This is a genomic window from Acetivibrio ethanolgignens, assembly GCF_001461035.1.
In the GTDB taxonomy this organism is placed as follows: domain Bacteria; phylum Bacillota; class Clostridia; order Lachnospirales; family Lachnospiraceae; genus Velocimicrobium; species Velocimicrobium ethanolgignens.
The window spans coordinates 1-22,556 of record NZ_LNAM01000173.1; the positions used below are offsets into that span (position 1 = coordinate 1).

Annotated in this window: 17 protein-coding genes; 15 read left to right on the forward strand and 2 right to left on the reverse strand. The window is 42.8% G+C overall.

The genetic code is table 11. From position 1 onward, the window contains the following. The first annotated feature begins 206 nt into the window (after positions 1 to 206). Positions 207 to 1,091, forward strand: coding sequence for a YitT family protein (locus ASU35_RS12405; protein ID WP_058353320.1), 885 nt, complete (start codon positions 207 to 209; stop codon positions 1,089 to 1,091). A gap of 42 nt (positions 1,092 to 1,133) precedes the next feature. Here the strand turns inward: ASU35_RS12405 and ASU35_RS12410 are convergent, their stop codons facing one another. Then, complete coding sequence (locus tag ASU35_RS12410) at positions 1,134 to 2,360, reverse strand: GH25 family lysozyme (RefSeq protein WP_058353321.1); 1,227 nt, start codon at positions 2,358 to 2,360, stop codon at positions 1,134 to 1,136. A 171-nt stretch (positions 2,361 to 2,531) separates the two neighbouring features. Here ASU35_RS12410 and ASU35_RS12415 point away from each other — a divergent pair, with 171 nt between their 5' ends. Genes ASU35_RS12415 through ASU35_RS12455 form a run of 9 tightly spaced genes read left to right on the forward strand, consistent with a single transcriptional unit; the run spans position 2,532 to position 16,255 of the window. Continuing rightward, positions 2,532 to 3,233: a response regulator transcription factor gene (locus ASU35_RS12415; RefSeq protein ID WP_058353322.1), complete on the forward strand. Its 702-nt coding sequence runs from the start codon at positions 2,532 to 2,534 to the stop codon at positions 3,231 to 3,233. A 22-nt stretch (positions 3,234 to 3,255) separates the two neighbouring features. Further along, entirely contained in the window at positions 3,256 to 4,392 is a 1,137-nt protein-coding gene (locus ASU35_RS12420; protein ID WP_058353336.1) for a sensor histidine kinase, read from the forward strand. A 16-nt stretch (positions 4,393 to 4,408) separates the two neighbouring features. Next, positions 4,409 to 6,922, forward strand: coding sequence for a hypothetical protein (locus ASU35_RS12425; RefSeq protein ID WP_058353323.1), 2,514 nt, complete (start codon positions 4,409 to 4,411; stop codon positions 6,920 to 6,922). Then, the gene (locus tag ASU35_RS12430; protein ID WP_058353324.1) at positions 6,923 to 7,855 is read left to right on the forward strand and encodes an ABC transporter ATP-binding protein; all 933 of its coding nucleotides are present in this window, start codon (positions 6,923 to 6,925) and stop codon (positions 7,853 to 7,855) included. Next, positions 7,845 to 8,735: an ABC transporter permease gene (locus tag ASU35_RS12435; protein WP_058353325.1), complete on the forward strand. Its 891-nt coding sequence runs from the start codon at positions 7,845 to 7,847 to the stop codon at positions 8,733 to 8,735. The genes ASU35_RS12430 and ASU35_RS12435 overlap by 11 nt, the downstream gene beginning before the upstream one ends. 24 nt (positions 8,736 to 8,759) lie before the next feature. After that, positions 8,760 to 10,043: a hypothetical protein gene (locus ASU35_RS12440; protein WP_058353326.1), complete on the forward strand. Its 1,284-nt coding sequence runs from the start codon at positions 8,760 to 8,762 to the stop codon at positions 10,041 to 10,043. 17 nt (positions 10,044 to 10,060) lie between these two features. After that, a complete protein-coding gene (locus ASU35_RS12445) occupies positions 10,061 to 11,038 on the forward strand; it encodes an AAA family ATPase (RefSeq protein ID WP_058353327.1) in 978 nt (325 codons plus the stop codon). 10 nt (positions 11,039 to 11,048) lie between these two features. Continuing rightward, the gene (locus ASU35_RS12450) at positions 11,049 to 11,951 is read left to right on the forward strand and encodes a DUF58 domain-containing protein (RefSeq protein WP_058353328.1); all 903 of its coding nucleotides are present in this window, start codon (positions 11,049 to 11,051) and stop codon (positions 11,949 to 11,951) included. Beyond that, positions 11,948 to 16,255 carry a VWA domain-containing protein gene (locus ASU35_RS12455; protein ID WP_058353329.1) on the forward strand — a complete coding sequence of 1,436 codons (4,308 nt, stop codon included), beginning with the start codon at positions 11,948 to 11,950 and terminating at the stop codon, positions 16,253 to 16,255. The genes ASU35_RS12450 and ASU35_RS12455 overlap by 4 nt, the downstream gene beginning before the upstream one ends. A 195-nt stretch (positions 16,256 to 16,450) precedes the next feature. On the opposite strand, the gene ASU35_RS12460 is transcribed toward ASU35_RS12455, so the two are convergent. After that, on the reverse strand, positions 16,451 to 17,248 hold the full coding sequence (locus ASU35_RS12460) for a hypothetical protein (RefSeq protein WP_058353330.1): 798 nt from the start codon (positions 17,246 to 17,248) through the stop codon (positions 16,451 to 16,453). A gap of 389 nt (positions 17,249 to 17,637) precedes the next feature. On the opposite strand from ASU35_RS12460, the gene ASU35_RS12465 reads away from it, so the two are divergent. The 5 genes from ASU35_RS12465 (at position 17,638) to thrC (ending at position 22,307) form a co-directional block, all read left to right on the forward strand. After that, on the forward strand, positions 17,638 to 18,357 hold the full coding sequence (locus ASU35_RS12465) for a cell wall hydrolase (protein WP_058353331.1): 720 nt from the start codon (positions 17,638 to 17,640) through the stop codon (positions 18,355 to 18,357). A 286-nt stretch (positions 18,358 to 18,643) separates the two neighbouring features. Then, complete coding sequence (locus ASU35_RS12470) at positions 18,644 to 19,501, forward strand: sce7726 family protein (RefSeq protein ID WP_058353332.1); 858 nt, start codon at positions 18,644 to 18,646, stop codon at positions 19,499 to 19,501. A 2-nt stretch (positions 19,502 to 19,503) separates the two neighbouring features. Continuing rightward, entirely contained in the window at positions 19,504 to 20,472 is a 969-nt protein-coding gene (locus ASU35_RS12475; RefSeq protein ID WP_058353333.1) for a sce7725 family protein, read from the forward strand. Beyond that, complete coding sequence (locus tag ASU35_RS12480; RefSeq protein WP_058353334.1) at positions 20,473 to 20,760, forward strand: hypothetical protein; 288 nt, start codon at positions 20,473 to 20,475, stop codon at positions 20,758 to 20,760. A gap of 50 nt (positions 20,761 to 20,810) precedes the next feature. Beyond that, positions 20,811 to 22,307, forward strand: a complete 1,497-nt coding sequence (gene thrC, locus ASU35_RS12485) for a threonine synthase (RefSeq protein ID WP_058353335.1) — start codon at positions 20,811 to 20,813, stop codon at positions 22,305 to 22,307. The last annotated feature ends 249 nt before the right edge of the window (positions 22,308 to 22,556 follow it).

Here is a 22,556-nt window from a genome sequence, read left to right on the forward strand (position 1 = left end):
TCGGGAACCCTGACTGGTAAGAAAAAGGGCACAGTAAATGTGAAGGTTACGATTACTTTGCAAAGCGGACAAAAGAAAACAATTACGAAAAAGGTAACAATTAAGTAAAAGGGGCAGTGCTTGAAAAAAAGATAGCAATTAAATTCCCATGATGTTATAATATTGAGTGGAATTATTTCGTATAACATAAGAAAGGGAATTGTATCATGCTTGGAATTTTCGATAAAAAGGAATTGAAAAAAGTAGTGCTTGCTATAGCAGGCTGTTTTCTGTTTGCCTTGGGTGTTAATATATTTACTGTGCCGATAAAGCTGTATTCCGGTGGATTTATTGGTATTGGACAGATTGTTCGTACTCTGCTCGTAGATTATGCTCATCTGAATCTGGGAGATATCGATATTGCAGGTATTATTTATTTCCTGTTGAATGTACCACTGTTTATACTGGCATATCGTTCTTTGGGGCAGCACTTTTTTTGGAAAACAGCAATCAGTGTAGTAGCAATGACAGTCGCAATGACTATAATTAGAAGTCCATCGGTACCGATTATTGAAGACCCCCTGGCAGCCTGTTTTATTGCAGGACTAATTTCTGGAACTGGTGTTGGAATTACCTTAAGACAGGGAGCCTCCGGCGGTGGACAGGACATTCTGGGTGTGTTTTTTCTGAAAAAGTACAGCAACTTTAGTGTTGGAAAGATGGCGCTGCTTGTAAACTTCTTTGTGTACTTTGTCTGCCTCCTTTTATTCGATGTACCGACAGTCATTTATTCTATTATATTTACGATGATACAGTCTTTTGTAATTGACAAGGTACATTTCCAGAATATCTGTATCGAGGTTACGATTTTTACAAAGGAAAAGGAAGACGAAATCCGGAATTTTATTCAGGAAGAATTAGGTCGTGGCACCAGCTACTGGCATGCGAAGGGCGGTTATACCGATGAAGAAAATACGATTATCTATACCATTATTTCGAAGCACGAGCTGGGAACCTTGCGAAGAAGGATTAACAACATCAATCCGACAGCCTTTGTAGTAACAAAGGAAAATGTTTCTGTGGATTTGGGAAATTTTATAAAAAAGATATAAGAAAAACGGCGGTCTGCAGTAAGGCAGATCGCCGTTTGATTTTTATTTCACAGTCACCTTAAGGGTGGCTTTCTTTTGGTTATAGGTAGTGACCGTAATCGTAGCACTTCCTTTCTTTTTTGCGGTAATTTTACCGGACTTACTAACAGTAGCTACGGCCTTGTCGCTAGAAGAAAAGGTAAGCTTGTTGCTGTAGGCACCGGAAGAAAAGCTCGTTTTTAAAGGATAGGTTTTTCCTGCCTTTAGATTTTTAGGTGAACTTCCAGTACTGATAGAAAGCGTTACCTTAGTTGGAGCCTTTTTGACCTTAACAGTAATGGAGGATTCAAAGCCACTGCCGGTGGTCGCTGTGATTACAGCAGTTCCGGCCTTTTTCGCCGTAATTTTTCCAGATTTTGATACGGTGGCAATACTCCTATCAGAGCTTGTAAAGGTAACGTTGTCGGTGCAGCCTGCCGGAGAAAGCTTGTAGGAAGGGCTATAGGTTTCCCTGACACCCAGTGTGACAGCCTTCGTCTTGTACATGATGCTGTCAGCCTCCATATAGGAAAAATTCAAATCACAGGAACCCTTGCCGTTATTTGTGTTGGCACCGGAAACATCACCGTTTTCTGTAAACTGCCAGATATCACAGGCGACAGGTAGCTTAGGGCAATCAGTGGCAGAAGTGCCTCCGGTGTAGGAGGCAATCCAGACCTTGTAGTCCTTAAGCTCCGCCCAGTTAAAGTCCTCTTTGGCATGGGAGGCACTGGTGTAAATCATAGGTGTATAGCCTGCAGCAGCAATGGTTTCGCAAAAGGCCTTTGCAATAGCAGTTGTATTTTCGATACCACCGGCAAAGGAACCAGGCAGTTCAATGTCATAGGCTATCGGATACTCTAAAGGACGGCCGTCCAGGATTTTTAAGCAGTATTCTGCATTTTTGACAGCACCTTCCGGAGTGCGGACGCTGCACAGATGGTAGACACCGCGTTTGAGGCCAATAGAGCTAGCACCGGCATAGTTTGCTTCAAACTGCTCATCCATGTCTTCAGTAAAATCACCGCTTTCCGGCTCAGAGCCATCACCGGTTTTAATCATGACAAAATCAATGTTCTGCTCAGCTATCTGGGCCCAGTCTACCGTGCCGTTGTGGTAGGAAAGATCCATGCCGACATGACCCTCCAGGGTGTCTGGATTGATTTTTTCCGCTGCCAGGGCAGAGGCCGGAAGGCCGGTTATCATTAATGCACTGATACTCAGTGTAGCAATAAGCTTGTTCCATTTCATAAACTTCCCTCATTTCTTGTTTTTTACATATAGAAAGTATAGAACAAAATAGCGTTAAATACAAGAAAAAGAAAACATAAAAATAAAGTAAGAGAATTGTAAGGAATGGGAAAATAAGATATGATAGAATAAAGCCAGGTTAATGAGAACTGGCGGGAAAGGAGAAAATAAATGGAAAATATAGGAATATTAGTAGTAGATGATGATAAGGAAATTGCGGATTTGGTTGAGATTCATCTGATTAGTGATGGCTATAATGTATATAAAGCAAATGATGCAATGGAGGGACTTAAGCTCTTAAAGGAAAAGGACATTCAGCTGGCGATTCTGGATATCATGATGCCTGGGATGGATGGACTAACGATGTGTAAAAAAATCAGGGAAAGCAGCACGATACCAATTATTATGCTGAGTGCTAAATCTACGGATCTGGATAAGATTGTAGGTTTAAGTAATGGAGCTGATGATTATGTTATTAAGCCTTTTAATCCATTGGAGCTGACAGCCCGGGTAAAATCCCAGCTACGAAGATACACGACTTTCAATCCGGGGACTGTGAAGGATACAGTTTCGTCGGAGGTAATTCTGGAAAACCTAAGCATTCATAAGGATAATCACCGGGTCATTGCCTATGGAAAGGAAGTTAAGCTGACGCCGATTGAATTTGATATTTTATACCTGCTTGCCAGCAATCTGGGCAAGGTATTCAGTACAGAAGAGATTTTTGAACGGGTATGGAATGAAAAAATGTATGAAGCAAATAACACGGTTATGGTACATATTCGGCGTCTGCGTGAAAAAATAGAACTAGATTTCCGCAATGCCCAGATTATAAAAACTGTATGGGGAGTTGGATATAAGATTGAAAAGTAATGAATTCCAGGAAATAGGTCCGATGAAAAGCTTTCGGGCGAAAATTATTATTTACAGCCTTTTAAGTCTTATTTATACTGTGCTTACAGAGGTGGCTGTTTATACACTTGTAAAGCTGATAGCAAGCTTTGTTTTATCTGTAAGCAGTAAACCAAAGCCGGCAGAGGTATTTATGGAGAAAACAGCCCTGTCTGGCAGTATGGCATTGCACCCAGGACTAACGAAGGGAGCTTTCTTTGTATTTCTGGTGGCAGTAGCAGTTTTTGTAGGAATTGTCCTGTTTATTTTGTATTTCCTGCTCCTGAGCCGGAAAATGGTAAAGTATTTAAATCAGATTGTAGAGGGTATCCGAAAGATGAGTAATGGAAATTTAACTACCCGGATTGAGATTGCCGAAGAGGACGAATTTTCCATGATTGGAAACCAGTTAAATAAGATGGCAGACAATATTATAGGCCTGATGGATAAGGAAAGAAATAACGAAAAGGTAAAAAATGATTTGATTACCAACGTGGCTCATGACCTGCGGACACCGCTGACCTCAATTATCGGGTATCTGGATCTGGTTATTAAAAATGAAGAGCTGGAGGAAGAGACAAAGAAAAAATACATCCGGATAGCCTATGATAAGGCATTGCGGCTGCAGAGCCTTATCGGAGATTTGTTCAGCTTCACTAAGGTAAGCACCGGAGAGATGGTACTGAAGAAAACAAGGATTGATATCGTAAAGCTGGTTGAGCAGATGGTGGAGGAATTTTATCCCTCCTTCCAGGAAAACGGACTGGAATATGAATTTTCCTCAGACTGTGACAGTGCAGTGATTGAAGCAGATGGAGATTTGATGGCAAGGGCCTTTTCCAATCTGATTAGCAATGCTGTAAAATATGGAAAAGATGGAAAAGTTATAAGGATATGGATTCACAGGACACAGAGTACGGTATCGGTATCTGTACTCAACTATGGGGAGGTAATACCGGAGGAGAGCCTGGAGCACATTTTTGATCGTTTTTATCGGGTGGAGAATTCTCGTTCTGTAGAAACCGGAGGTAGTGGCCTTGGCCTTGCCATAGCGAAAAAAATTGCTGTAATGCATGGTGGAAGCATCCGGGCAGAGAGCGGTGTTGGCGGTACTGTTTTTGAGATAAGACTGCGAATTTAGAAAAAAGGAGACTCGTATGAAGAAAAAAAGAAGGCTTTTAACAGGAATCTGGCTTCTTGCTTTTGCAGCAGCTCTTATCCTTGGAGGCTGCGGGAAGACAACCACTATATCAGAGGAGATTGACCAGACAGCAGAGCCGGAGGCAACGCCGGCTGTATTTCAGGGTGGCAGTCTTACCTTGTCCATTGATTATGGTTATGATAAATATGTAAAGAACGGCCGTTATATGCGTGTTTTAGCTGATATTACCAACGAAGGAGCAGATTTTTCCGGTGCGCTGCAGGTGATTATTCCGTCACATAGCCGGGAAAAATTTATGTACCAAAAGGAGGTTTCTCTGGCGGCTGGCGAGACAAAGCGGCTGGAAATGGCGGTACCGGTTGGCAGCTCTGCGAACCGCTATAATTTTCTATTGGCTGATAAGGAAGAAAATGTCGTTGCGAAAAAAACAGTAAAGGCTTATGTATACCGGGAAAGTACATTTTTTACAGGAATTCTTACGGATGATATCCAGGGACTTTCCTATCTGTCGGATAACCAGATGAAGACCTTTTATCTGGAAGCAGATACCTTCCCGGAGGATGTGATGGGACTGGATTCGCTGGATATTCTTATTATCAATGATTTTAATACCGACCAGTTGAATGAAAAGCAGTATGAGGCCGTAAAGAACTTTGTTATGCAGGGAGGTACCCTGGTACTGGGGAGCGGAAGCACGGGAGTAAAAACGCTGGCAGTCTTTGATGATAGCTTTCTTACAGGAACTATGGGAGAGGTATTTTCAAAGGATACTACCTTTGGCTTAAATGAGGAGAGGCTTCAGGAGATAAAGACCCAGTTTCTGGAGGAAACCTTAGAGCAGCAGACTTCAGCTCCTGAGGAGAATAGTCTTAATCAGCTTACGGTAAATGCAATTAAGAAGGATATTTTGGATATTCATCTGGAGGGAGCTACCACCTTGGTAAAGGAGGACGATGTAGTACTTCTCGAGGGTCTTTATAAGGGCAAGGGAAGAGTACTTTTGTCTACGATGGATCTGGGGCTGGATACCGGTCTTTGGAATACCATCGGCAGAGAGATAGCTGAAAAGATAGCAGATAATGTAAGTATTTCAAGGCGTGTAAGAATTGATGAAGAAACCCAGGGAAATGACTATTCCTACCTTAAACATTCGGTAGTGGATATGGTTGATGAGGATAAGATACCTAAGGTAGGGAAATATATTGTTGTGCTTCTGGTCTATGTTCTTCTGATTGGTCCACCGCTCTATATTGTATTGAAAAAACTGGATAAACGGAATTTGATATGGGTTATCATACCAGCTTTTTCTGTTCTATTTGGATCCTTTATTTATGGAATTGGTGGACAGACCCGTCAGGATGACCCATATATCGGCTTTTTGACTATCAATACCCAGAATAATGGAATTCTTAATCAGGAAACGATATTTGGTGTAACAGCACCCTATAATGATGACTATGATTTAAATTTTTCCAGTGATAAAAATATTGTACCGGAGGTAGAGATAAACAACTATTATCATTCCTCAACTACAGTCTCTGAGGACAGCAGCTATAATATTGCTGTAAAATATGGCGGCAGCACGACACAGATACGGGTTCGGGATTATCCTGCCTTTGAAACGGTATATTTTAATATGACAAGCTCAGAGCCGGCAGCGGGAGAGGTTGCAAGTAGCCTGAGCTTTGATGAATGGAAGATAACAGGTGGGGTAACGAATCGTCTGGGCTATGACTTAAAGCAGGCTGTTCTTTATGCGTATGGAGTTATTTATCCTTTAGGTGACCTGGAGCAGGGACAGAGCGTAACTCTGGATGAAAAGGAAAGCATTCTGACAATAAATCCTGGCGGCATCTATAATAATGACCTTCTGACAAAAATCAGTGGTGGCAGCCCCTATGGACATCCAAAGGGGCAGAGGACAGAAAATGTAAGATGGTATTATGCCTATGAATATATGCTTTCAAAAATGGTGTCACGGGCTGACCAGGGCTGTTATCTGATAGGCTTTTCAGAAAATGCTGAAAGTGAGTTTCTGGAGGAAACCGGACTGGATACCAATGGGGCTTCCATGACGGTAGCAGAGGTGCCTGTAGATCTTACAGGAGAGCTTGGCACACTGATACCAAGAGTGGATGTTTACATGCAGAATGTAGATGGTGCTTATAATATGGGAGGGCGATATATCTATGAGGATAGCCTCTCGATGGATTTACAATTCGGCAGTGATGAAAGAATTACAAGGCTGGTTTACAGCGAGGAGTTGAATTACGAATTTAAGCAGATATCGTATCCGAATACATTTGCCGGTGAAATTCTTGGGTATAACTATACAACCGGAGAATATGATATCCTTTTTGAGAGCGAGCAGGCGGGCAGTGTAGATATAAGGCCTTATCTGAGTGAGGATAATAGAGTGAGACTGTCTATCCGCCCAGATGCAGCAGTAATACAGAATTATGGACAGGTAGTGATGCCGGTGCTGTCCGCGGTAAAGGAGGAAAGGTAGATGCTGGAGATTAGAGATTTATATAAACGCTATGGCAAATTTACCGCACTGGACGGCTTAAATCTGGAGATTGGAAAAGGGGAGCTCTTTGGCTTCGTAGGTCCCAATGGTGCCGGAAAGACTACAACGATGCGGATTATGGCAGGACTTTTAAAGGCAGACAGTGGTAGCGTTAGAATTAATGGTGTGGATGCAGTAACTCAGCCGGCGAAAATAAAGGAAAAAATAGGCTATATGCCGGATTTTTTCGGTGTTTATGACAATCTGAAGGCTATGGAATATATGGAGTTTTATGCTTCTATTTATGGAATAGAAGGGCTGGAAGCAAGGGAGCTCTGCCGCGATTTGATGAAGCTGGTTAACTTAGAGGATAAGGAAGATGCCTATGTAGACGGCCTGTCCCGTGGTATGAAGCAGCGGCTCTGTCTGGCGAGAAGCCTGGTGCATAATCCGGAGCTTCTGATACTGGATGAGCCTGCTTCCGGTCTCGACCCAAGAGCCCGCTTCGAGATGAAGGAGATTCTTAAGAACTTAAGCAGTATGGGAAAAACTATTATTATAAGCTCCCACATTCTGCCGGAACTGGCGGAGATGTGTACCTCCATCGGTATTATAGAGCATGGAAAAATGGTAGTAAAGGGTACGGTTGATGACATTATGAGCCGTATGAGTGCGTCTAATCCGCTGTTGATACGTTTTGCTTCGGGAAAACAGGAGGCTATTCAGCTTCTGAAGGAGAATCCCGCAGTAAAGAGCATTGCTATCCAGGAGGACAGCGTAGCTGTAGGTTTTGGAGGCGGCCAGGAGGAGGAAGCTCATTTGTTGGCCCAGCTTGTAACAGCCGGTATTGGCATCTGCCATTTTGGCAGAGAGGAGGGAAATCTTGAGTCCCTGTTTATGCAGCTGACAAAGGAGGATGAAGATGAAGGTTAAAATTAATCCTGTGTATAAAAAGGAATTAAAAATCAGTGTCCGCTCCATCCGGCTGTCATTGACGATGCTTGCGTACAATACACTGCTGGCAATGATTGGACTGCTAGCCTTTTACTTTAATTTTGAAGCCAGCGGCTATCGGAGTATCAATTACAGCGGTATGCTTATTGTATACACCTTGATCGCTGTATTGGAATTTGCTCTGATTTTGTTTGTGGTACCTGCTTTCACGGCTAATGCTATTGCAGGAGAGAGAGAAAAACAGACGCTGGAAATACTTTTGACTACTACGTTGAAGCCGGAGCAGATTATCATTGGCAAGCTGATGTCTTCGATTAGTACGATTATTCTTCTGATTTTTTCCAGCTTTCCAATTATGGCAATTGTATTTGCCGTAGGCGGTGTACGCTTTATAGATTTGCTTCGATTTATGGTATTTGCCTGCATTACGGCGGTGTTTATTGGAAGTATTGGAATTTTATTTTCAACGCTGTTCAAAAAAACAGTACCGGCAACGGTATTTACCTATGGTGCGGTATTAGTTCTGACCCTGGGGACTCTGGCCGTTTTGTTTGTTATTTATCTCCTTGTGCAGCAAAGCTATGAGACCCAGTATTACAATAATGGAGCCATAGGATCTTATAATCCGCCGAAGCTTGAAAATCTGTCACTGCTTCTTTTGATTAACCCGGCGGTAACCATGGTTTCCATGATTACAAAGCAGTATGGAAGCAGGGAGGTTCTGGTGGAGTTTCTGAATACCTTTGGTGGCGTTCATGAAGCGGTCAGTGCTTACTGGGATTATATCAGTATCGGAATACAGCTTTTACTGTCCGGTATTTTCTTAAAAATAGCAGCGTGGAAGCTGCGGGTAAAGTAGTCTTAGTAGGAAGGAGGCGGGACTTTGGAGAGAAAAGAGCTTCTGATTTATATTAAAAAAGTGCAGAAAAGAGTATTTTTAAAGGAAGCAGCAGAGATTCTTCTCTGGTATCTTTTTGGCGGCTTTGGCATTGGGATTCTGATTAATGTGATATCTTTACTGGTGCCACTTTATGATGCCTGGAGATTTTCAGCCGGAGCAGTGCTTTTACTCTTTTTTCTGGGTATATGCTATGGAGCTTTAAAATTTCCACGAAAGAAAAAAGCAGCCCGCTTTCTGGATGAAAAGGGACTGAAGGAACGTGTAACAACGGCACTGGAGCAGCTGGAGGATGATTCAGAGATGGCCAGGCTACAGTGGCAGGATACGATGGAGAGACTAAAAGACTTTTCTGTAAAGGAAAGCTTTCCATTGAAAATAAACATAAGAAAGCTTTTGGTGCTGCTTGGGGTGCTTGGTACTTTTGCAGCAACGGCACTGCTCCCTTCTAAGGCAAAGGAGGAGGCTGTTGCAAGGCATGAGCTATCAGAGCAGGTGAAGGTCCAGGTACAACGGGCTGAGGAATTTAAAAAGCTTCTTGATACGGAAAAAGAGCTTAAGGAGCTCTTGCAGGCAGGGAGAAAGGAGGCTCTGAAGGGGCAGCTTGACCAATCTATCAGAGAGCTGTCTTCGGCAAAAAGCGAAGGGGAGCTTCGAAAAGCACAGCTTCGGCTGGAAAAGAAGGTCGAGAAGGCTTTGGAGAATGGAAGCTTTAAAAGTTTAAGTCCTAAGGCTGTTTCTCTGTTGGAAAGTTACCTGCCGGGATTTACAAAGGAGCAGCTGGAGTTGGCGGTAAATGTGGATGCTGGAAAGGACGGCTCCAGTGGTCAATCAGACAGTGGTGAAGCTGGTAAGACCGGCACTGGCGGTGAGAGTGGTGAAGCTGGCACCGGAGCCGGAAACGGGAAAAATGGTACTGGAACGGGGAATGGTGCTGGCGGTAAAGGAAGCGGCACCGGCACCGGTTATAATTACGGCAGCAGCCAGGGAATAGAAAAGGCAGATAAAAGCAACCATGGTACCCCGGAGCAGATTACAATTCCGGGAAGACAGGTCGGTAGCGACGAGAATTTGACAGGAGCCGGAGAAGATGGCACAGCTTTCTCTCAGAAGGGAGCCCGGAGCGAGGGCTTTCGGGGAGAAGTGGTTGACTATGGCACGGTGCTGGGCGAATACAGCCAGGCAGCCTATGGACAGCTGGGAGATGGAAGAATCCCGGCGGGGATGGAATCCGTTGTAAAGAATTATTTTGATGGTTTGAATGAATAAAGGGCAGGAGGGACCAAATGGAGGACAGATTTCAGAGCTTTGCGGCAGCAGCAGTACGCTGTGAGGAGGAGATAGGAAAGGCGATTATTGGGCAGAAGGACGTAATCCGGCAGATGCTGATAGGACTTTTGATTGATGGCAATGTATTGCTGGAAAGTGTGCCGGGATTGGGAAAGACCCAGATGGTAAAATCTATGGCAAGGGCACTTTCCTTGTCCTTTTCCCGGATTCAGTTCACACCGGATTTGATGCCGGCAGATGTGACAGGAACCAACTTAATTGTTAAAGAAAAAGAGCAGAATGTATTCCGATTTCAGGAGGGGCCAATCTTTGCTCATTTGGTGCTGGCTGACGAGATTAACCGTGCTACACCAAAGACTCAGGCGGCTCTTTTAGAGGCGATGCAGGAAAAAACGGTAACAGCAGGCGGCGTGACCTATACTCTGCCCCAGCCCTTTATGGTGCTGGCGACCCAGAACCCGATTGAAAACGAAGGAACCTATCCGTTGCCAGAGGCACAGCTGGATCGCTTTGCCTTTAAAATTCAGGTGGATTTTCCAAGTCTTTCCGAGCTGAAGAAAATCATGGAGCTTACCGTAACCAATAAAAGGACAGAGCTTTCTCCGGTACTTAGCGGCGAAGAGATTCTTAAGATGCGAAGCCTGTTAAAGGAGGTTCCAATGGCAGAACCGGTAAAGGACTATGCCCTCCGACTAGTGCTGGCAACTCACCCGGAGTGGGAGGAAGCACCAGAGATTACGAAAAAATATGTGACAAACGGAGCCAGCCCTCGTGGAGCCCAAACGATTTTTCTGGCAGCTAAGGCAAGGGCTATTCTGGAGGGCAGATATAATGTGGCCTTTGAGGATATTGATTTTGTTATGCTTCCGGTACTGCGACACCGGCTGATACCGGCCTTTGATGCCGTATCGGAGGGCGTTTCTATGGATTTTGTGCTGGAGGAGATAAGAAAAGAGCTGACAAAGAACCGATAGGAGTACTATTATGGGAGAAGCACAAGAAAGCAGATTGTTTGACAGTGAATTTTTTGCAGGCTTAAGTCGCCTTACCCTGGTGATGAAAAAGAAGCCCAGAATGGGGATGAATGGTGGAAGAAAGTCCTCTGCAAAGGGCAGCAGTGTGGAATTTTCTGATTTCCGGGAATATCTTTTAGGGGATGATTTGCGATATATTGACTGGAATGCCTACGGACGGCTGAATAAGCTTTTTGTGAAGCTTTTTATGGAGGAAAAGGAGGGAATTTTTCATATCCTCCTTGATGCAAGTGCCTCCATGACCTATGGAAAGGACAGGAAAGCAAGACAGCTGGCAGCTATGCTTGCTTACATGGCGATTCAGAATCTGGATCGGGTATATGTGTCCTTTTTGCATGCAGACGGCCGAGTGCAGACAACCCGGGGACTGACGGGAAGACGTGCCTTTAAGGAGCTTCTATTCCAGCTGGAAAGAATGGAGTTCTATGGGGAAACGAATCTTTACGAGAGTGCCCGGCAGCTTAACTTTCATGGACAGGGCATGACAATCATTCTGTCGGACTTTTTTGACTATAGTGATAAGGAAGAGCTTTTGCGATTTCTTGTTTATAAAAAGCAGGAGACCGTTCTTCTGCAGCTTTTATCGGAGGAAGAAAGAGAGCCGTCTTTTCTGGGAAACAGTAACCTCATTGATGAGGAAACCGGAAAGGAATTGAGGCTTACGATGTCAGGACAGGCAAAGAGGGAGTACAAAAGAAGTCTGGATAAGATGGAGGATACCCTGGGAAGACTGGCAGTGCGTTATCAGGCTGTGTACCTTACCTGTATTGCCGAAAGGGAGCCGGAGCAGATTTTGATGGAGCTTACCCGGGGCGGCGGAAAAGGAAGAAAAGAAGGAGGAAGTAAGAGATGAGAATGGAACAGCTGTGGCCGTTGGGTTTTCTGATACTGCTTCCTTTTATTGTGCTGTTATATATATTAAAGGAAAAGGCGGAAGACAGGCGGGTATCGTCGCTGTATCTGTGGCAGGAGGCTTATCGGAGTCTGGAGGCACGCACGCCATGGGAGAAGCTGAAGAATAACCTGCTTTTGTATCTCCAGTTAGCTCTAACACTGCTTTTGATTCTGACATTGTGCGGACCATACTTAAACCGTGGGCAGAGGACCTGGCAGGATGTAGTGATTGCTCTGGATACCAGCGGCAGCATGAACAGTATCTATTATGAAGAAGGAAAAGCTACAGAAAGAACCCGATTGGAGGAGGCTAAGGAGCGGGCGATAAGGTATGTAGACTCCCTCCCGATGGATACCAGGGTGACACTGGTGACAGCTTCCCAGAATGCGGAGCTTGTTTTTACCAGGAAAACAGACCGCTACAGTATAAAGGAGGAGCTTCGGGGAATTAAGGGAAGTGACCTTCCTGGAAATCTTTCCTTTGCAGCCGACCTCGTCAAGGCCATGTCAGCCCAATGGGAAAGCTGCCAGACGGTTTTTTTTACAGATGAGACCGTGGATACCAAGGGACTTTTGGCAGTAACGGAATATATGGGAAGTCCGGGAGCCAATCTGTCTGTGACCCAGGTAAGTCACCGGGAGCTGGAAAATGGAAAAAGTGACATTCTGGTGCGGGTGGAAAATACAGGAGGGACAGAAATGGCCTCTGATGTAAATCTGTATCTGGATGAAAGTCTGGAGCAGATACAGTCTGTCCGTCTAAAGCCTGGAGAACATACGGTGCTTTATTTCAGAAATGTCTATGTAAAGGAGTCGGTGGCAGCAGAGCTAAATGAAGCTGATGACCTGGACTCAGATAACATAGCCTATGACTGTATTAGGGAAAGAGAAGCTCAGATGATACTTTTAGCTTCAGAAAAAAATGTTTTTCTGGAAAAAGCTCTGATGAACCTGGAAAATGTGGAGGTTTATAAAACCAATGATATTACCGGGCTGGAGCAGGAGCTGGACTTTGATTTCTATGTTTTTGACGGCATGCTCCCTGAGAAGCTTCCGCAAAAGGGAAGTTTGTTTTTTATAAATCCAAAGAAGAGTATTGACGGCCTTTTTACAATCGAAGGAGAGGCCGAGGGTGTCTGGGTAGAAGAAAAAGGAACGGAGTTTGGCTTTAGCGTCTCGACCTTGAAAAAGATAAAGACACCGGGCTGGGCGAAGGCCTTTTACCAGGCAGGAGAATATGGAGCCGGATTTTCTGGAGAAAAGAATGGAAGAAGAATAACGGTACTTGCCTTTGATGTTCATGGAAGTGAATGGCCACTTCTGCCGGAATTCCCTTTGAAAATATACGAGCTTGGCAGGGAAAGCCTGGAAACCGGACTTTTGTCGGAAAATAAAATAACAGCCGGCGGCAAAGTAAGCATTTATGGGCAAAATGGAACCTGGACCTATACTGATACAGAAAAGACTGGTTTTAAGAGAATTAAGGACGGTGAGGAGCAGGAGCTTCTGGCGGTAAACTTTCCGGATGCAGAAAGTCGGGTGTGGAAATCGCTAAGTGCTGCTGATGCCGGAGATAAGGATGGAAAAGCCGGAGAAAACAGGCTGTCTGCAGGACTTCCGCTACGCCGCCTGTTTCTTTTTCTTGGTTTCTGCCTTTTGGCGGTCGAGGGAATGGTTTATTTTAGGCAGGACACCTTTGGACTAAGAAGCAGAAGACAGAAAACAGCTATTCTTTTGCTTCGTGGTCTGGTTGTTATCTGTCTTTTACTGGCATGGAGTAATCCATCCTTTGTGCTGGGAAAGCAGCCGAGTGCTACCGTATTTTTGGTAGATGTCTCTGACAGCGTGGCAGGCCGGGAAATAGAGGCGGTTGCTTTTGTAAAGGAAGCGATAGATGCTCTGCCGGAAAGAGAACAGTCCGGAGTCATTGCCTTTGGAAAAGAGGCACATATTGAGCAGTTTATGAATGAGAAAAGGCTGTTTTCTGAGCTGGAAACCGTTGTCACTTCCTCTGCGACTAACCTAAACCGGGCTGTGGCAACAGCCCTCGGTATGTTTCCGGATAATGCTCCGAAGAGGCTGGTGCTTTTGACCGATGGCAAGGAAACAGAAGGGAGCATAGAAGAATTTTCTACGCTTTTAAAGGAGAAAAAGATACAGCTGGCTGTAAAGAAATGGGAGAATGCCGGAACTGCTGAGGTAAGTGTTGACAGTGTTGTAGTGCCGAATAAGGTAAGTATCAAAGACAGCTTTAAGGTAAGCATCCGCATTCAGAGTAATGTGGAGACTGGAGCGGTGCTGTCTCTTTATGCGGGAAATGAAAAGAAAGCAGAAAAGCAGCTTAAGCTTCAGAAGGGAAGTAACCAGTTTGTATTCACCGACCGACAGACAGCACCAGGGCTAAAAAGCTATCGGGTTATTATAGAGCCGGATGTGGATTCGATAACGATAAACAATGAGTACTGTGCCTATACCCAGGCAGAGAGTCCGGAGACCATTTTATTTATTGAAGGAAAGCCGGGGCAGGGAGATGAGTTTGCCCGGCTTTTAACGGCAGCGAACATCTCTTATCAGAGAATGGTTCCCCAGGCGGCTCCAAGAACCTTGATGGAGCTGTTGGCATACCGCTCTGTATTTTTACTGGATGTTTATGCTCCGGACCTTCCGGAGGGTTTTTTTAATAATATAGAGGCCTATGTAAGGGACTACGGCGGTGGTCTTGCAGCCATTGGCGGCAGCAACAGCTTTGCTCTGGGCGGCTATCGTGATACACCGCTGGAGAGTGTACTCCCGGTAGATATGGATCTTAAGGGAGAGAAGGAAATCCCGAAGATGGCGATGGTTATGGTAATTGATCGCTCGGGAAGCATGTCTGCCGGAGATGGAAGAGTGACCCAGCTGACCCTGGCAAAGGAGGCGGCAGCAGAGGCTCTTGGTTCCCTGAGGCAAGAGGACGAGGTTGGCGTTATTGCCTTTGAAAGTACCTATGACTGGGTTGTAAAGCTAACGAGTGCAGAAGATACAGAAACGATAGAGGAAAGAATTGCATCCATTGGTCTGGGCGGCGGTACGAGCATCTATCCGGCCATAGAAGCGGCAGAAAAGGCCCTTGCCGGGAGCGATGCCAAAAGAAAGCATATTATTCTTCTGACCGATGGGCAGGATGGCTACCAGGGATATGATGAGCTTTTATCAAGACTTTCAGAGGAGGAAATCAGTCTTTCTACGGTAGCTGTAGGAGAAGCCTCTGACCAGGAGCTTTTAAACTACCTCGCCAGAGAAGGTAATGGAAGAAGCTATTATACTGACATTCATTCCGATATTCCACGGATATTTGCCCAGGAGGTATTTTTAGCGGCCAGGGATTATCTGGTGAATCGGAAATTTACGCCGGTTATCACAAGCAACAGTGGTCTTATCCGGGAGGCTGTGGCCGATGGTGTACCGCCTCTGTATGGTTATGTAGCGGCCAGTCCGAAGGATCGTGCCCAGGTACATCTTGAATCAGACACCGAGGACCCTCTGTATGCCACATGGCAGTATGGTCTGGGGCGGACGGCAGCATTTTTATCGGATGGTGAGAATAACTGGACAAAGGCCTGGGCTTCCTGGGAGGGGTATCCACTGCTGATAAAACAGCTGGTGAACTGGACGATGGCCGATACAGCAGATGGAAAGAACAGGCTGGAGACGATTCAGAAGGGAAACGGCTTAAAAATCTCCTATGAGCTGGCAGAATATACAGAAGGCTCTACAGCAGAGGTAGTACTTACAGATGAGGATGGCGAGCAGAAAACACTGGAGCTTTCCCAGACAAAGCCAGGAAGCTTTGAGGGTGAGATTACTTTGGAAAAGACCGGTATTTATGGAATCAATGTGCGGCAGAAGGAGAATGGATCTATTATGGAGAGCCGGAACACCGCAGCAGCTCTTCAGTATTCTGAAGAATACCGTCTGCTAGAGGATATTGCCGCCTTTGAGGCCTTTGTAGAGAGCAACGAAGGAAGGTATGTCGATACGCCCTCTCAGGCGGTAGAGCATAAGCCGGAAAGTGTAAAGGCACGTACCAGTCTAGGTAACCTGTTTTTAATCCTTGCTATTCTTTTCTTTGTTTTGGATATTATAATAAGAAGATTCCGACTGCCAGAGCGAAAAAAGAAACCGACTTTGCCGCCTGAAAGGAAGAGGTCTGGTAAAGAAAAACAGGAGGTACGATTGAATACGGCTCAGCTGTTACAGAAAAAGGAAGATAGAAAGGGATAGGAGAGTTTGCTTTGCAAACTCTCCTATCGAATAAAAAATCAACCCCGAAAAGCTGTTGCGGCAACTTTTCGGGGTTCCCATTGAAACTATGAAAATGGAAGAAGAAAAATATAGTATTATAATAACACAGAATATTGGAAAATGATAGCTTTTTTTTAAAAATAATTAAAAATACCTAAAAGGCAGGGCAAAAACTTAAGAAAATCGTAAGGATTGAAGCTTCTGAGGCAGGAGAATATTTTCATAGAGCTTTAGGTATTCTTGGGTGTTAAGCTCAGAAATATAGTTTAATGTAAATTGCTTCTTTAATCCCATCTGATGCAGGTAATCAGCAGCCTTGTTATAGGCAACAGCAGCTTCTGCTTCGGTGGAGAATCTACCTATAATATAGTCACCACGGATATGAATTTTTGCCAGATAAAAAATTCTGCCTTTCTCCTCTATTTTTTGAACCCCATTGTACTTATTAATAATAATGATATTTTCGTATCGGAAGTCAGTACTGTCGCCATTAGCAAAGAGATAGTCCTTCCCTGGAACAGCAAAGCTTTTGATGCCATACCGTGATAGAATACTAACCTGCATACCGAAGTCAGCTACAAACAGATGCCCACCCCGACGCATAATTTTGTGTTCTGCGTAGTAGAACAAATCATCTGCGGCAAATTTAAGCTGTGTGGCAGCATCCAGGTAATACAGGAAATATTTGTGCTTCAGATAAATCGGTGTTTTAAAATACATGCCATTGTCCCTTAGATTGAGAAGGATGACCCATTTTTCAAAAAGCAGCTGATGCTTCCCTGGCCGGTAGTCCTCAAGAGTCAGTTTCTCTGGCCCACTGTTAAGCAGGCACAGAGCTTCCTTATATGCAAGATGTGCTGCTTTTTCCGTGGGAAAGCTTCCCAGGCTGATGTGCTTGCCTTTACAGGTGATTGAGCTTCGATACAGGGTATCACCATTTTTCTTTTTTGTTGTATAAACGCCAGGCAGCAAAAGGGCACCTCCTTCCAGGAACATTTTTACTTATTTTAACATAGAAGAGGAGGTATATCAATGAATATAAGTTATTACAAAATTATGAACAAAAAAATAGCGAAAAAGCCCGAAAAAACGTTTCTACAAGAATAGAATTGAAAAAAACAAATAAAATAGTTAATAAATCGTTAATAATTGGTTAAAATATTACTGGACACTTGTGTTAAAGAAATTAGGTATTTCAGAAATATTTTGTATAAAGTGCTGGTTATATGGGAATAATTTCCAAAATTACTCGGAAGTAAGTGCCGAATTTCGGGAAAGCTTATTGACACGAAAACGTTGTTTGATATAATTGCAAGTGTTACTTTTTAAAATATCCAAATATTGGAAAATAGGAGGAAGATATGCAAAACGTATATTTGTTTCTTCCGAAGCGTTATCGGACTGTACTGGGAATCGTAGCGGCTGCAATGGTTACCTTACAGGTTCTGATGGGCGTAGTTTTGTTTGCAGGTGGAAGGAATGAGGCTTCTTTGTCCGTCGTATATGCGAAGAGCCAGGAAAACTTTGCAGCAGATGCGGAAGAAATCACTAAGGCTACTCTGGTAACAGCAGAGAGCAACACGGTTTCAAAACAGATACTATTAGATGAACAGATGGAAGCTATCGCCGCAGAGAGCGTTGCTGCAATGCAGAACGACCTGGCGAAGGAGACAGCCAGAGAAGAGAACAGAATTCAGTTATCTCAAACAGATAAAGGAGTATTACTTAGAATTGTAGAGGCCGAGGCAACCGGTGAGGATGTGACCGGAAAAATGCTGGTGGCAAATGTAATATTAAATCGAGTTAACAGCGACGAATTCCCGGATACGGTGGAAAAGGTTGTATTTCAGAAAAGCGGAAAGAAGTATCAGTTTTCACCGATACGGGATGGCCGCTACTATAAGGTGAGTGTCAGTGAAACCACAGAGGAAGCAGTTGAGCGTGTCCTTGATGGCGAGGATTACTCCCAGGGAGCCTTGTACTTTATGTCAAGACGGCAGGCAAACAAAAGGAATGTACGCTGGTTTGACCAGAGTCTGACCTGGCTTTTAGAGTACGGAACCCATGAATTTTATAAGTAGGTGAGAGAAAGAGGGGAGATTGCCCTCTTTCTTTTTGTGGAAATATTGCAGAATGGAAATGTCAGTGTACTACTGTAATTGAAAAGTAAATATATCTGTCTAAAGCACCAATATGCTGATTTTTTTAAGTATAGAGTGGCGGTTTTGAGAACCGAGGTAGTTTAATAAGCTTTGCCGGAAATGGACTTTGGGAGAACTATTCTTTTATCTATTCAAACAGCAAAGGGGTTTGCAAAAAACACATAATGTGATATGATTAATTTGAGAAAATCTGAGGAGGAATACTATGGAAAAGTTAAATACATATATGATAAATAAGATATTTACAGTTCCGTATATTGACAAAATGGTTGATGGGAATAGTGTTCCTGATTCTTTTTTGAAATGTATTCAAAGATATGTTAAAAGCGATAATGTGACATACGGAAAAGCAATAAGTGAAATATATCATTATATGGATTATGAATATAGAAATGAATATTTCTTTAAAAATACTATTTTAAACCAATTATTAATTAAGAAACATGATATATACAATACAGCAGCACTTACGGAATTGCCCATAGGAGAATCTAAAGCGGATTTTATAATGATTAATGGACGCGGTATTGTATATGAAATTAAAACGGATTTGGATAATTTATTACGACTTGAAAACCAAATCAAGGATTATTACAAAGTGTTCAGTTATGTGTATGTTGTTGTAGGAAAGAAACAGTTGAAGAAAGTTGGGGAATTTCTGCAAGAACAAAGGGTTGGGATTTATGAGTTGACAGAAAATGGGAACCTAATTCGGAGGAAAAAAGCGTATTGTAGCCGTGATGATTTGTCGTATGAAGCAATGTTTCAATTGCTACGAAAATCGGAATTTGAATCCATTTTATTAAAGCACTATAATAAATTACCTGCAGTTAATAATTTTCAGTATTATAGGGAATGCCTGAAGTGGCTTAAAGGGATAAATATTATTTCTTTGCAAAAGGATGTAATGCAGTGCTTAAAAGGAAGAACCTTGTTAATGGTTGAGAATAAGTTGGAGGAAAAAGTTCCATACGAATTAAGATTTTATGCATATTTCTCAAAAAAATATCAATCAGATTATGATGAGTTGAATTCTTTTTTGTGTAAGGAAGTGGAGGGGTAGCTATGTATTATCCATATCTTAGAGGTCGCCAAAACGAATTGTTATGTATTAGAGAATTATTAGAAAAAGGTGAATTAAGCACTAAAATAATACCTGTTATAGAACCGGTCCGCTTTAATGCTACTTTTTTTTCTACATTATCTAAGTTTATTGAAGCAAAACGAGAAATTATTTTGATACATAATCCCAAAGTGGGAAGCTTCAATAAAGAATATAGAGATATGAAGAAAAAAATAGAAGCAGAGAAGGATGAAAAAAAGAAAAATAAGCTTCAGACAACATTAGATTCATATTTGAATATTTTCAAAAACGAATATATTACTGAGGGATATCTTAATGATCAGGAGATTGTGGATGAAGTTTTGTCTGGTAAAAAGGATATAAATAAGATAGTTCTTATTAATTGCTTTCAAGGGAATTACAAGTATTATGAGGAACATGGGGAAGTGCTATCTGCCAAAGTTACCCTTATACCAAAGGATGAGGATTTTAAGGATGAAGTATATGGTGATGTTGTAATTTTAGAAGATGGTTATGTCAAAGCAAAGCGTAATGTTGATTATATTAACTCGCCAGATGAATTTTTTAGCCGAAATCACCTTGTTTATGCAAAAAGAGGGTATGTGGGTTTTTCGGATTATTCTATTGTGGGTGATGAGTATGATGAGGCTGGATTTGCACCATTGGCTATAGCTATTCACATTATATATTATGGTAATAAAAAAGAACTGAGAGTCCATCATTTTGTATCTGAATCTAATGAAAATATCTCTGACCCTGCAAGAAAATTTGAGGAAGCGATGGAAAATTTACTTGCATGGGAGTTGTATGATGAGATACCTAAAACGGAAGGATTTAACAGATTGGTAGAATGCTATAGCAATGGAAAATTTCCGGGTTTGGGCGTAATAAAAAGATATTCTTTGATGCATCACATACAAATGATGAGTGAATATTTAGGGGATGAATAGATGGTTTGTTGCGTAGAGTGTTTTCATGATTCTGAAATACGGGCAGCAATAGAAATGATAGGTCATAAAGGAGATTGTCCGGTATGCAAGAAACATGGTGTATGGATATATGACTCAGAGGAAGATGTATTTCTTTCTAATGTTGAAGAGCTATTGGATTCGGTTTTGGAAATTTATGTGCCTGAGTCGGAATTGCCCGTATCTTATCCAGAAGATGAAAAGATGAAACTTGAAGATAGATTGTTGAAGTATATATTGACTATTCAAAGGTTGCGTAAAAAAAAATAAAGTGAAACATGGTTTAACAACATAAGAGGATTCTTGACAAGGAGGAGATTATGGAATTGATGTATAGGAGCACCCGAAACAACCAGGAGAAGGTAACAGCATCCCAGGCAATACTGAAGGGACTGGCAGAAAACGGCGGCCTTTTTGTACCGGAGAAGATACCGAAGCTTACCCTTCCACTGGAGGAACTGGCAAAGATGAACTATCAGGAGCTGGCTTATGAGGTAATGAAGCTGTATCTGACAGACTTTACCGAAGAAGAATTAAAGCAGTGTATCGAAAGAGCCTATGACAGTAAATTTGATACGGAAGAAATCGTACCATTAGTAAAGGTGGATGGAACCTATTATCTGGAGCTGTTCCATGGAGCAACGATTGCCTTTAAGGACATGGCATTATCCATTCTGCCACACCTTTTAACTACCTCAGCTAAGAAAAATGAAGTTAAAAATAGAATTGTCATCCTGACAGCTACCTCCGGTGATACAGGCAAGGCAGCTATGGCAGGCTTTGCCGATGTAGAAGGCACCGGCATTATCGTATTTTATCCAAAGAACGGCGTCAGCCCGATTCAGGAGAAGCAGATGCTGACCCAGAAGGGGAATAATACATGGGTAGTCGGCATTCATGGCAACTTTGATGATGCCCAGACCGGTGTTAAGAATATTTTCAAGGATAAGGAAGCAGCAGAAGAGCTTGCGACTATGGGCTATCAGTTTTCTTCTGCAAATTCTATAAATATAGGAAGACTTGTACCTCAGATTGTTTATTATGTATATGCTTATACCCGTTTAATGAAGCATGAGGGTATGGAAGCCGGTGAAAGGATTAATGTTACCGTACCAACCGGTAACTTTGGCAACATACTGGCTGCCTATTATGCAAAGCAGATGGGACTTCCGGTGGAAAAGCTTATCTGTGCCTCCAATGAAAATAGGGTACTGTTTGATTTCTTCCAGACAGGAACCTATGATAAGAACCGGGAATTTGTGTTAACCAGCTCTCCATCCATGGACATTTTGATATCCAGTAACCTGGAGCGTCTGATTTACCATCTGACTGGAGATGATTCTGAAAAATGTAAGGAGCTGATGGATGCACTGGCTCAGAAGGGAAGCTATACCATCACAGAAGAAATGAAGGCAGGGCTTGCTGACTTTTTTGGCGGCTACACAACACAGGAGCAGACTGCCCAGACCATCCGTGAAATTTACAAAAAGACTGGATATGTCATGGATACTCACACTGCAGTAGCAGCCCATGTCTATGGACAATATAAGGAAGCTACAAAAGATGAGTTAAAGACAGTAATCGCTTCAACTGCAAGCCCGTACAAATTTACCAGGAGTGTCATGGAGGCTATTGACACAAAATATACTGGCATGGGAGACCTTAAGCTGGTAGATGAACTGTCAGCCTTGTCCCAGACTGCTGTTCCAAAGGCCATCGAGGACATTAAAACAGCCTCTGTTTTACATGATACCGTATGTGAAACTGAAAAAATGCTGTCAGTAGTGAAGAAAATTTTAAAAAAAGACCAATTATGACAACGTCATGCCATAATTTTGCCATAAACGCTAGGTAAGATATAGACAGTCAAAGATATAGTACAAAATATATCTGACAAAACAACGTAACCATAACAAAGATGAGAGGGACAGAAAAAATGTCGAGTTTCTAAGCAAAACTACTTGACCTTTGCATGGAATATTGTTATAATCATCTTGTTATTGGAAAGATTATATTTAAGTATCCTGCCACTTCCAGGATTTTCCATACATCTTGGTTTTGGCTTG